Origin of the sequence: Faecalibacterium longum (assembly GCF_040094125.1) — a bacterium.
Taxonomy (GTDB): Bacteria; Bacillota; Clostridia; order Oscillospirales; family Ruminococcaceae; genus Faecalibacterium; species Faecalibacterium longum.
This window is the reverse complement of record NZ_JBBNIH010000105.1, coordinates 1-12,679: the sequence shown is the minus strand read 5'-3', so window position 1 is coordinate 12,679 and position 12,679 is coordinate 1. Positions and strand designations below refer to the sequence as shown.

Genomic DNA, 12,679 nt, shown 5'->3' with positions numbered 1-12,679 from the left:
GGTCAGTTCAAGGTACGTTATTCCTTCTCGCTGTACAAAGCTCACAACCAGTTGGCATAATTACAGCTACTTTATTATACACAACTTCCAGCAAAAAGCAAAGCCCCAATGCACGCTCGTCGATTATTTTCTGTTTTGCCCAGTTTCTTTTCTATTATTCTCGGATTTTGTCTCTTATTTTCAGGAAAATTTTACATTTGCCACTGCTTACCACACACTGTCGTCGCAGCGGGTCTCCTTGATCCAGCCCAGCTGATAGGCCCGGACCAGCTGTTTGAGGTCGTGGACCTTCTCCCGCAGGATCTCGCCCTCGTCGGTCTCCTCCACGAGGATGCGGTGGTTCTCCGTCTCGAGGATGTTCTTCTGGGAGAGGATGTCCAGATTCTCGTTCACAGCCTTTTCGGCGCTCTCGAAAGGCTGGTGGGTGCGCAGGGACATGGTGCGGCTGGAATAGACCAGCGTGTAGCCCGCGATGCCGGTCTTTTCGTGGTAGGCGCGGCAGAAACCGCCGTCGATGACCACGAGGCGTCCACCGCCCTTGATGGGGCTCTCGCCCTTCTTCTCCTGCACGGGGACATGGCCGTTGACGATGTGGCTGGTGCCGGGCAGGCCGAACTCGGCGAGGATGCGGCGGCAGACGGCTTCCTCATTATACCATGTATAATAGGGGTCCTTTACCTCGGTGTGAGTGGAAGCGTCTTCGACATACAGCCGCTCGAAGGTGGTCATGGCGCTGCGGCCATACAGGGGCGACAGCTTGCCGCACCACAGATACCACAGGAAATCCTGTCCGCTCTGGCGGGCGGCGCTGCCCTCGGGGGCGAAGTAGCCCCGGCGGGCGCGCTCGTCACAGTAGTCCATGAGGGCGCGGCCCGAGTAGGCGTGGCCCTCGAACCGCTCCACAGCGAAGGTGCCTTTCTTAGTCATCGGCACAGCGCCGTGGTAGAGCAGGTTGCCGTTCTCGATGTGGTAGACGCTGCCCTTGGCGTACAGAAACTCGACGTGCTGCTGTAATTTCTCACTCTGGCGGAAGGACTGCACCAGCTTTTGCAGCACCACCTTCTCGTCGCTGTTCAGCGCGGTGGGGTCGGCGGGGTCTATCGTCGGGAAAGACGTATCCCGCATGGGGTACTCCCTGCCGCCCACCATGACGGTCCCCTTCTCCCAGTTGATGCGACGCAGGAAGTCGCGGTCCTGCATCTTGAAATCCGGGTTGCGGTCGATGACCTGACACTCGAGCTTGAGCATCAGGATAGTGATGGCCTTATGCATGACGGCGCAGCGATGGAGCATACCGGGGGTGTAGGGGCCGCGGGCAGTGTCGGTGTGAGGCATCCAGATGGTCAAGTCGTCGTCGCCATAGAACTGCTCGGCCATCCGCTGCAGGTGGCGGAGGTTGATGCCGTAGCAGTCCTCCACCATGCCGTGGTTGTGGTAAGCGAGGGTGGTCTTCAGCACCGTGCAGATGCAGATGGGACTGCCGGCCGCCGCGCCCATCCAGACCACGTCGTGGTTGCCCCACTGGATGTCCACATCGTGGTGGCGCATCAGCAGGTCAAGGATGACGTCGGGGCGGGGGCCGCGGTCGAACAGGTCGCCCACGATGTGGAGCTTGTCCACGGCCAGACGCTTGATGAGCTCACAGAGACGGACGATGAACTTATCGGCGCGGCCATTCTCGATGATGCTGCCGACGATCTGGCCGTAGTAGAGGTCTTTGTCGTGGTCCTCGAAGTGGGCGTGGAGCAGCTCATCCAGAATGTAACCGCAGCTGGACGGCAGGCAGGCCCGGACATGCTCCCGGGTGTGCTTGGAAGAGACGAGGCGGCAGATGTCGATGAGCCGCAGCAGCGTCTCACTGTACCACTGTTCCAGCGCTTCCTCGTCGGCGCAGCGCTCCTTGAGCTGGGGCAGCTTCTCGTTCGGATAATAGATCAGAGTCGCCAGCTCGGCCCGCGTCCCCTCCGGCACGGTATCCCCCAGCACAATGTCTACCTTTTCGCGGATGACGCCGGAAGCGGAGTTCAGGATATGTACGAACGCCTCGTTCTCACCGTGCAGGTCGCTCATGAAGTGCTCGGTGCCTTTGGGCAGCTTGAGCAGTGCCTGTGTGCTGATGATCTCGCTGGCGGCCGCTGCCTGCGAGGGATAGTCCCGGGCCAGAAGGCTCAGATATTTCAGGTTGTCCCGGATCTCTTCGGTCTCTGTACGCATGGTGTCCTCCAGATCATGTAGTATTCTTGCATGACATGCAATATTCAATCTTAGTATACCACTTACGGGGGCAAAAATGATATAATAGCCTCGGATAATTTAATATGATTCTTTCTCATAGGAGTTGGACAATATGTCTAAAAACATTTCCACAACGCCGCCTGTCTCCTGTACCCTCTGCCCCCGCCGCTGCGGCGCAGACCGTGCCGCCGGGCAGACGGGCTTCTGCGGGGCGGGCGGCACCCTGAAAGCCGCCCGTGCGGCCCTGCACTTCTGGGAAGAGCCCTGCATCAGCGGCACCCGGGGCAGCGGCACCGTGTTTTTCTCGGGCTGCACCCTCAAGTGTTGTTTCTGCCAGAATTACCCCATCAGCGCCGAGGGACTGGGCAAAGAGATCACGATAGAGCATCTGGCCGAAATTTTCCTCGATCTGCAGAAGCAGGGCGCCCACAACATCAACCTCGTCACCCCCGGCCAGTGGCGGCCCTGGATCATCGCGGCGCTGGACATTGCCCGGGCTGAGGGGCTGCGTCTGCCCATCGTCTGCAACACCGGCGGCTATGAGACGGTGGAGAGCGTGGAGGCGTGGCGCGGCTATATCGACATCTGGCTGCCCGATTTGAAGTACGTCTCCTCTTCCCTCTCCGCCGAGCTTTCCTCTGCGCCGGACTACTTCGCCCAGGCCAGGCCCGCCATCGAGGCCATGATGGCGCAGGCGGGCCATCCGGTGTTCGACAGCGAGGGCATCTTACAGAAAGGAGTCATCCTGCGGCATCTGGCCCTGCCCGGCCACATCGACGACAGTTTTGCCGTCCTCGACCGGATGGCCGCATGGAACGAGGCCGACCCCGGCTGCTTCATCCCCAGTGTCATGAGCCAGTACACCCCCTTTTACAAGGCCGCAGAGCACGGCATCGGGCGGCGCATCACCACCTACGAGTACCGCCGGGTGGTCAATTATGCCATGGATCTGGGGCTGACCGCCGGCTATATGCAGCAGAAGAGCAGCGCCCGGGAGGAGTATACACCCAGCTTTGATTTGACGGGCATTTAACCAGCCGGTAAACCTATCAGAGGCAGGTGGAGGGGAGTTTTCCAAGCAAATGTCCAGAGAAGTGGGGCCCCAGCGCGAAGCGTTGGGGCGAAACCGTGGGTTTCGGGTCCCATTTGCGGGGAAACTACCGGACGGCCTGCCGATACGCTTTCCGTCACAATCCACAAAAATCCTGCCAAATTTTCTCTCACAGTGTTTTTCTTTTCCTTGCAAATCCTCTCCGAAAGTACTATAATGGATACAACGATGTGCGTCATGTGGGGTCTGGCTGCCCTGCTGAGCACCAAACGCCCCGTCTCAAGAATGGTATATGAGAGGCGGCGGCTCAAATGCCCGAGAAGAGCAACAGGAGGACCGTTATGGAACATTTCAACCCCATTCTGGGCCACGAGACGACCGGACCGAAATTCATCACCTGCGGCGAGATCATGCTGCGCCTGACCCCGCCGAACTACGAAAAACTCCGCATGGCCACCAACTTTGAGGCCAGCTACGGCGGCAGCGAGGCCAACATCGCCCTCGCACTGGCAAACCTCGGCGTGGACAGCACCTTCTTCAGCGTCGTGCCGAACAACAGCCTCGGCAAAAGCGCCGTGCGCTGGCTGCGCTCCAACGACGTCCACTGCACCCCCATGATCCTCACCGAGCCGGATGAGACGCCCTCCAATCGTCTGGGTACATACTACCTCGAGACCGGCTACGGCATCCGCCCCTCCAAGGTCATCTATGACCGCAAGCACAGCGCCATCACCGAGTACGATTTCTCTCAGGTCGATCTGGACGAGCTGCTGGAGGGCTTCGACTGGCTGCACCTGAGCGGCATTACCCCGGCTCTGGCTCCCAACTGCCGCGGCCTCATCATCGATATGCTCAAGGAGGCCAAGAAGAAGGGCCTGACCGTCAGCTTCGACGGCAACTTCCGCTCCACCCTCTGGACCTGGGACGAGGCCCGCGACTTCTGCACCGAGTGCCTGCCCTATGTGGACGTGCTGCTGGGCATCGAGCCCTACCACCTGTGGAAGGACGAGAACGACCACTCCAAGGGCGACTGGAAGGACGGCGTGCCTCTGCAGCCCAGCTATGAGCAGCAGGACGAAATTTTCCAGCACTTCATCGAGCGCTACCCCAGCCTGAAGTGCATCGCCCGCCACGTCCGCTATGCCCACAGCGGCAGCGAGAACAGCCTGAAAGCTTTTATGTGGTATGACGGCCACACCTTCGAGAGCAAGCTGTTCACCTTCAACATCCTCGACCGCGTGGGCGGCGGCGACGCCTTCGCCAGCGGCCTCATCTACGCCATGCTCCACAACTACAAGGCCATGGACATGATAAACTTTGCGGTGGCAAGCAGCGCCATCAAGCACACCATCCACGGCGATGCCAACATCACCGACGATGTCAGCTCCATCCGCAACCTGATGAACATGAACTACGACATCAAGCGCTAAAGCAAACCAAAACGGCTTCGGTACGTCCAGACTGTGTACCGAGGCCGTTCTTTTTATGTTATGCCGCGCCGGCACTTCCTGCCGGATGACGATAAGTATGACTCTTGAAAGATTTTTTGAGCTTTTTCCTGTCAGATCATTGACAAACCGCTTTTTGCATGATAAAATCACACACGATTTTGAGAGACGAAGCGTGTCGAAGTCTTTTCAAAGCAATTTACCTTGGACCGCCCATCGGGGCTAAGGCCATACGGACAGCCGGGTCCACTGCCGACCGGCGGCGCAAGCTGCCATTATTGATTGAACGTCATAGTTCAAATTTTATAAGTTGGTTCCTTTACAACCATGAAATTGCGCGGAGCGTGCGCAGACTTGTGAAACGGTCAATAAGAGTAGTAAAAGTGTAATTGCTATATAGACTCTCGTCATCCCGTCCTTTTGAATCCTGATGAATCATGCTGCGATACGGCTCTGGCGTCTTTGCCCCGGAGGCTTTGTCCGCGCATTCAAACGGTTTTTTCAAAGCGCAAGCCTGCATTTCTGTGCAGGGCTTGTGCTTTTTTGTTTGCCCGCATGGTTTGCAGCAGGAGTCAGGGACGGAGGAAAAAACATGAGTGAGAACCGTACACGGTTCCGGCTGGACCAGCGCCGCGCACCGATCTACGAGGCTCTGGAGCAGTTCCGACAGATGCGGGTGGTCCCCTTCGATGTGCCGGGCCACAAGCGCGGCCGGGGCAACCCGGAGTTGACGGCCTTTCTGGGCCAGCAGTGCGTGGGCGTGGACGTCAACAGCATGAAACCGCTGGACAATCTCTGCCACCCGGTATCGGTCATCCGGGAGGCCGAGGAGCTGGCCGCCGACGCCTTCGGCGCAGCACACGCTTTTCTGATGGTGGGCGGCACCACCAGCTCGGTGCAGAGCATGGTGCTGACCGTCTGCAAGCGGGGCGACGAGATCATTCTCCCCCGCAATGTTCACCGCAGTGTGCTGAACGCACTGGTGCTCTGCGGCGCAGTGCCGGTCTATGTCAATCCCGAAGTGGACAAGCGCCTCGGCATCTCGCTGGGCATGAAGCGGGAGCAGGTGGCAAAAGCCATCAAGGAGCACCCCAACGCCGTAGCCGTGCTGGTGAACAACCCCACCTACTACGGCATCTGCTCTGATCTGCGTGCCATCGTCAAGATGGCCCACGACGCCGGGATGCTCTGCCTCGCCGACGAGGCCCATGGCACCCACTTCTACTTCGGCGGCGGCAGTCTGCCCGTCTCCGCCATGGCGGCAGGCGCGGACATGGCGTCCGTCTCCATGCATAAGAGCGGCGGCAGCTTAACGCAGTCGAGCCTGCTGCTCATCGGCCCCAACGTCCACCCCGGCTATGTGCGCCAGATCATCAACCTGACCCAGACTACCTCCGGCAGCTACCTGCTCATGTCCAGCCTCGACATCTCCCGGCGGAACCTCGCGCTGCGGGGCCGGCAGGTGTTCCATCAGGTGGCTGACATGGCCGAGTATGCCCGCGAAGAGATCAACGCCGTGGGCGGCTACTACGCCTTCGGCAAGGAGCTGTGCAACGGCAACTCGGTCTTCGACTTCGACACCACAAAGCTCAGCGTCCACACGCTGGACATCGGCCTCGCCGGCATCGAGGTCTACGACATCCTGCGGGATGAGTATGACATCCAGATCGAGTTCGGCGACATCGGCAACATCCTTGCCTACCTCTCCATCGGCGACCGCCCGCAGGAGATCGAGCGTCTGGTGAGCGCACTGGCCGAGATCAAGCGCCGCTACCACACCGACGGCACCGGCCTGCTGAGCCAGGAATACATCGACCCCGTCGTTGCCGCCAGCCCGCAGGAAGCGTTCTACGCCCCCAAAAAGAGCCTGCCCCTCCGGGAGACCGAGGGCATGGTGTGCAGCGAGTTCGTCATGTGCTACCCGCCGGGCATCCCCATCCTCGCCCCCGGCGAGCGCATCACCAAAGAGATACTGAACTATATCGAGTACGCCAAGGCCAAAGGCTGCAGCATGACCGGCCCGGAAGACCCGGACATCCTGCACCTGAATGTTCTGGCATAAGGAGAAGCAGATGGAGTTTTGGTTTTCGGAATTTCACACCCCGGACGTCAAGCACAGCATCCGGGTGAACAAGCAGCTCTACTCCAAGCAGAGCGACTATCAGCGCATCGACATTTTTGAGACGCCTGAATTTGGCCGGGTGCTGACGCTGGACGGCAACGTGATGCTCACCGAGCGGGACGAGTTCATCTACGACGAGATGATCGTCCACGTTCCCATGGCCGTCCACAAGGAGGCAAAAGACATCCTCGTCATCGGTGCAGGCGACGGCGGCGTGGTGCGGGAGCTGACCCGCTACGACCGGGTCGAGCGCATCGACCTCGTGGAGATGGACCCCCAGGTCGTGGAGGCCTGCCGCGCCTATCTGCCCGGCAACGCCTGCCGGATGGACGACCGCCGGGTCCACATCTACTTCGAGAACGCTCTGAAATACATCCGCCGCTGCGAGGAGGAATATGACCTCATCATTGTGGACTCCTCCGACCCCTTCGGCCCCTCCGAGGGCCTGTTCACCCGGGAGTTCTACGGCAGCTGCTTCAACGCCCTGAAAGAGGACGGCATCATGGTCAACCAGCAGGGCAGCCCCTTCTACACCGAGGACGCCAGCGCCATGCAGCGCAGCCACAAGCGCATCGCGTCCACCTTCCCCGTCAGCCGGGTCTATCAGGCACACATTCCGACCTTCGCCGCCGGCTACTGGCTCTTCGGCTTTGCCAGCAAGAAGTACCACCCCATCGACGATCTGGACGCCGACGCATGGAAGGCGCTCAATCTGCGCACCCGCTACTATACCACCCGGCTCCACGTCGGAGCTTTCTATCTGCCGGCATTCCTCGAGGAGATGCTGCGCGAAGTGGAGGAACCCAAATGATCTCACCCAATGTTGAAACCTTTATCGGCTGCGACAGCAGCTACCGCGCCGCCGACATCGTGCTTTACGGCGCACCTTTCGACTCCACCACCAGCTACCGCCCCGGCGCACGGTTCGGCCCGTCGGCCATCCGGCACGAGAGCTTTGGCCTCGAGACTTACAGCCCCTACCAGAACGCTGATTTGACCGACTTCGACATCTTCGACAGCGGCGACCTCGAGCTCTGCTTCGGCTCCAGCGAAGCCGCCCTTGCCGACATCGAGGCCCGGGCGGCAGAGATCCTGCACGACGGCAAGCTTCCGCTCCTGCTGGGCGGTGAGCATCTGGTGACGCTGGGTGCGGTGCGGGCCGTGGCGGAGAAACACCCCGGCCTCCACATCATCCACTTCGACGCCCACGCCGACCTGCGGGACGACTACCTCGGTGCGAAGCTGAGCCACGCCTGTGTGCTGCGCCGCTGCCACGAGATCGTGGGCGACGGCCACATCCACCAGTTCTGCATCCGCAGCGGCGAGCGGGCCGAGTTCGAGTTTGCGGCCCAGCATACCGAGATGCACAAGTTCGACTTCACCGGCCTTGCCGAGCTCACCGAACAGCTCTGCGCCACCAAAGAGCCGGTCTACCTCACCATCGACCTCGACTGCCTCGACCCCTCCTGCTTCCCCGGCACCGGTACCCCCGAGGCCGGCGGCGTGAGCTTTTTGCAGCTGCTGGACGCCATCCGCACCGTGTCCAAAGCCAACATCGTGGGCGCCGACCTCAATGAGCTGGCCCCCATGCTGGACATCTCCGGCGTCTCTACGGCCACGGCCTGCAAGGTGCTGCGGGAGCTGCTGATCGCCCTCGACAAGGGCTGGCCCGGGTTTCAGGTCTAACAAAAAATAATTTGATATAAAGGAGAAACCATCATGAGCAAAGTTCTGATCATCGGCTGCGGCGGCGTGGCCTCCGTCGCCATCCACAAGTGCTGCCAGGTCCCCGAAGTGTTCACCGACATCTGCATCGCCAGCCGCACCAAGTCCAAGTGCGACAAGCTGGCCGCAGAGCTTGCCCCCAAGACCACCACCAACATCACCACCGCACAGGTGGATGCCGACCATGTGGACGAGGTCATCGCCCTCATCAAGAGCTATCAGCCCGACCTCGTGATGAACATCGCCCTGCCCTATCAGGACCTGACCATCATGGACGCCTGCCTCGCCTGCGGCGTCAACTACATGGACACCGCCAACTACGAGCCGGAGAACACCGACGACCCCGCGTGGCGTGCCATCTATGAAAAGCGCTGCAAGGAGGCAGGCTTCTCCGCCTACTTCGACTACAGCTGGCAGTGGGCCTACGCCAAAAAGTTTGAGGAAGCCGGCCTCACCGCCCTGCTGGGCAGCGGCTTCGACCCGGGCGTGACCCAGGCTTACTGCGCCTACGCCAAGAAGCACGAGTTCGACACCGTCGACACCATCGACATCCTCGACTGCAACGGCGGCGACCACGGCTATGCTTTCGCCACCAACTTCAACCCCGAAATCAACCTCCGCGAAGTCTCCGCCCCCGGCAGCTACTGGGAGAACGGCCATTGGGTCGAGATCCCGGCCATGAGCATCAAGCGGGAGTACGATTTCGACAAGGTGGGCCAGAAGGATATGTACCTGCTCCACCACGAGGAGATCGAGTCTCTGGCAAAGAACATCCCGGAGGCAAAGCGCATCCGCTTCTTCATGACCTTCGGCCAGAGCTATCTCGACCACATGCGCTGCCTCGAGGACGTGGGGATGCTCTCCACCACCCCCATCAACTTCAACGGGCAGGAGATCGTCCCCATCCAGTTCCTGAAAGCCCTCCTGCCTGATCCCGCCAGCCTCGGCCCCCGCACCAAGGGCAAGACCAACATCGGCTGCATCTTCACGGGCAAAAAGGACGGCAAGGAAAAGACCTATTACATTTACAATGTCTGCGACCACCAGGAGTGCTACAAGGAAGTCGGCTCTCAGGCCATCAGCTATACCACCGGCGTTCCGGCCATGTGCGGCGCACTGATGCTGCTGACCGGCAAGTGGACCACCAAGGGCGTCCACACCGTGGAAGAGTTCGACCCGGACCCGTATCTGGACGCACTGGACAAGTACGGCCTGCCCCGCTCTGAGAGCCACAGCCCGGCTCTGGTGGACTGATGCGGCTGGTCGATACACGCCCGCCCTTCGCGGGGCTGGCAAACCTCTCGGAGGGCGCACTCGCTTCCCTGCCCACCCCCTGCTATCTGCTGGACGAAGCCCAGCTGCGCCGCAACGGCGAAATTCTGCTGGGGGTCCAGCAGCGGACAGGCTGCAAGATTTTATTAGCGCAGAAAGCTTTCTCCAACTTCGACCTCTACCCGCTTCTCGCACCCTACCTCGCAGGCACTGAGGCCAGCGGCCTCTACGAGAGCCGTCTGGGCAAGGAAGAGCTGCCCGAGAAGGAGAACCACGTCTTCTGCGCCGCCTACCGGGTGGACGAGTTCAACGAGCTTCTGGATTACGCCGACCACATCGTGTTCAACTCCCCGGCCCAGCTGGCAAAGTTCGGCCCTGCGGCCAAGGCAGCGGGCAAGAGCGTCGGTCTGCGCATCAACCCGGAGCGTTCCACGCAGGAAGGCCATGCCATCTATGACCCCTGCGCCCCGGGCAGCCGTCTCGGCACCACCCGCGCCCAGTGGGACGCGGCTCTGGCAAAACAGCCGGGCCTCGCCGCCCTGCTGGACGGCCTGCACTTCCATACCCTCTGTGAGCAGGACGCCGACGCGCTGGCCGTGACGCTGGACGCCGTGGAAGAGAAGTTCGGCGACCTGCTGACGGGGCTGAAATGGCTCAATTTCGGCGGCGGACACCACATCACCCGCCCGGGCTATGACCTTGCCACGCTGGAAGCCTGCATCGCCCGGATGCAGGAGAAGTACGGCGTACAGGTCTATCTGGAGCCGGGCGAGGCGTGGGCGCTGAACGCGGGCTATCTCGTCACCACAGTGCTGGACACTCTGCAGAACGGTGACACCAGCCTCGCCATCCTCGATATGTCTGCGGCCTGCCACACCCCGGACGTCATCGAGATGCCCTACCGTCCTCCCCTGCTGGATGCGGGCGAGCCGGGCGAAAAGCCCTGCACCATCCGCCTCGGCGGGCCGACCTGCCTCGCGGGCGATGTCGTGGGAGATTACAGCTTCGACGCCCCGCTTGCCGAGGGAGACCGGCTCATCTTCGGCGACATGGCCATCTACACCACCTGCAAGAACAACACCTTCAACGGGATGCCCCTGCCGCCCATCTGGGCACTGGCTGAGGACGGCACCTGCCGGGAGCTGGTCCGCTTCGGCTACAACGACTTTAAGATGCGGCTGGGTCACCGCGCATAAAACGAAAGCCATCGGCTGTCTGGGCCGATGGCTTTTTTGTTTACTTGAGTTTCTTTTTGGCTTCGTACTCCCGCAGGGCGGTCAGCGCCTCGCCCGACAGCGGGTAGAGGGCCAGCATATTGAATATGGTCATCAGGCCGATGCCCACGTCGCCGAGGTCCCACACCACGGTGTAGGCCTGCATCCCGCCGACGACCAGCATCACCAGCGCCAGCACCTTGTAGGCCGTCTGCCAGAACCAGCTGTCGCCGAAGAGATAGGCCACGTTGCAGCGGGCGTAGTAGAGGATGCCGATAAAAGTAGAAAAGCTGAACAGCGCCAGCGTCACTGCAATGAAGACGACGCCGAAGCTGCCCAGATGGTACTGCATCGCCGCCTGCAAAAGGTTCATGCCCTGCAGGCCGCTCGTCACGCTCTCGGGAGCCAGCAGCATCACGAAGGCCGTGCAGCTGCAGATGACGATGGTGTCGATGAGGACGCCCAGCGCCTGCACGAGGCCCATCTTCACGGGGTCGTCGCACTCGGCGGCAGCAGCGGCGCAGGGGGCCGAACCGGAACCGGCCTCGTTGGAGAAAAGGCCCCGCTTGATGCCGTTCATCACCACAGCGCCAAAGCCGCCGCCCACAGCCTGACGCAGGCCCAGCGCCTCCGAGAAAATGCAGACGAAGACACCGGGCAGCTGGGGCAGATGGGTGAGGATGATCCAGAGGGTCATGACGAAGTAGCAGCCCGCCATGATAGGGACGATGACGTCGAGGCTCTTGACGGTGGCCTCCTTCCGCAGGACGATGACCGCCGCAAGCGCCGTCAGCACCAGCGTCGTGACCAGCGGCGGGATGGAGAACGCATTCTGGAACGCCTCGCTCACCGAGTTGCTGACCACCTGGCTGATGCCGCACCAGCAGATGAGGCCCGACACGGCAAACAGGCAGGCCGCCACCGAGCAGCGGAGCTTCCTGCCCCGTTTGCGCTCCGCGAGGGTGTGGAGATAGTAGGCCGGGCCGCCCCGCCAGCCGCCGTAAAGGTGGTCGGGCTGCTTGTATTTCTGGGCCAGCGTGGACTCCACAAAGGAGGTGGATGCGCCCAGCAGAGCCGTCACCCACATCCAGAACACCGCGCCTGCACCGCCCACAGACACCGCCGCCACAACGCCCACCAGATTGCCCATGCCCACCCGGGTGGCCGTGGACACCACCAGCGTCTGGAAGGACGAGAGGCCGCTGCCCTTGTCGTTCTTCTCGCAGACCGCCGCCAGCATATCCCGGAACAGCCGCACCGGCAGAAGCCTTGTGCGCAGGGTGAAGAACACCCCCGCCGTCAGCAGCAGGATGACCATAAACGAAAGACTGAGGGTCACGTTTCCCAGATGCAGGGTGAGCAGGTCGCCCCACAACAGACGGTAGACGCCCTCGATGAGTTGAATGAGCACAGCATTTCCTCCCAGTGCTTGGATTTGGCCGTTTTTGCACAAAAACAGGCCGCCGTCCTTTATTATAGACGATTCGGCCTGTTTTGTAAATCAGGAAAGTGAAGTTCAGGAGAAAAAAGCAACAGCGACGACCGCCGCCAGTGGCGGAAACAGGGAGGAGCTGTTGGGGCCGCGGCCAGCAGGATGCGAGCGGCAGCGAAG

Annotated in this window: 9 protein-coding genes; 7 read left to right on the top strand and 2 right to left on the bottom strand. The window is 61.1% G+C overall.

Annotated features, from left to right (window positions below; translation table 11 throughout):
- Positions 1-207: 207 nt before the first annotated feature.
- Positions 208-2,214, bottom strand: a complete 2,007-nt coding sequence (locus AAAU26_RS03715) for a fructose-1,6-bisphosphatase (RefSeq protein ID WP_227618815.1) — start codon at positions 2,212-2,214, stop codon at positions 208-210.
- Positions 2,215-2,347: 133 nt separating this feature from the next.
- Here AAAU26_RS03715 and AAAU26_RS03710 point away from each other — a divergent pair, with 133 nt between their 5' ends.
- From AAAU26_RS03710 to AAAU26_RS03680, 7 genes are all read left to right on the top strand, one after another.
- A complete protein-coding gene (locus AAAU26_RS03710; RefSeq protein WP_227618816.1) occupies positions 2,348-3,268 on the top strand; it encodes a radical SAM protein in 921 nt (306 codons plus the stop codon).
- A gap of 359 nt (positions 3,269-3,627) precedes the next feature.
- The gene (locus tag AAAU26_RS03705) at positions 3,628-4,716 is read left to right on the top strand and encodes a sugar kinase (RefSeq protein WP_158396921.1); all 1,089 of its coding nucleotides are present in this window, start codon (positions 3,628-3,630) and stop codon (positions 4,714-4,716) included.
- Between the two features lie 610 nt (positions 4,717-5,326).
- Entirely contained in the window at positions 5,327-6,796 is a 1,470-nt protein-coding gene (locus AAAU26_RS03700) for an aminotransferase class I/II-fold pyridoxal phosphate-dependent enzyme (protein WP_158396919.1), read from the top strand.
- Between the two features lie 10 nt (positions 6,797-6,806).
- Complete coding sequence (speE, locus tag AAAU26_RS03695; protein WP_149794273.1) at positions 6,807-7,667, top strand: polyamine aminopropyltransferase; 861 nt, start codon at positions 6,807-6,809, stop codon at positions 7,665-7,667.
- Positions 7,664-8,542 carry an agmatinase gene (gene speB / locus AAAU26_RS03690; protein ID WP_227618817.1) on the top strand — a complete coding sequence of 293 codons (879 nt, stop codon included), beginning with the start codon at positions 7,664-7,666 and terminating at the stop codon, positions 8,540-8,542. Before speE ends, speB begins: the two co-directional genes overlap by 4 nt.
- A 33-nt stretch (positions 8,543-8,575) precedes the next feature.
- Positions 8,576-9,835: a saccharopine dehydrogenase family protein gene (locus tag AAAU26_RS03685; protein ID WP_227618818.1), complete on the top strand. Its 1,260-nt coding sequence runs from the start codon at positions 8,576-8,578 to the stop codon at positions 9,833-9,835.
- Positions 9,835-11,049: a carboxynorspermidine decarboxylase gene (locus tag AAAU26_RS03680; protein ID WP_227618819.1), complete on the top strand. Its 1,215-nt coding sequence runs from the start codon at positions 9,835-9,837 to the stop codon at positions 11,047-11,049. Before AAAU26_RS03685 ends, AAAU26_RS03680 begins: the two co-directional genes overlap by 1 nt.
- A 40-nt stretch (positions 11,050-11,089) precedes the next feature.
- Here AAAU26_RS03680 and AAAU26_RS03675 read toward each other — a convergent pair whose 3' ends face one another.
- Positions 11,090-12,478, bottom strand: coding sequence for an alanine/glycine:cation symporter family protein (locus AAAU26_RS03675; protein WP_227618820.1), 1,389 nt, complete (start codon positions 12,476-12,478; stop codon positions 11,090-11,092).
- Between the last annotated feature and the right edge of the window lie 201 nt (positions 12,479-12,679).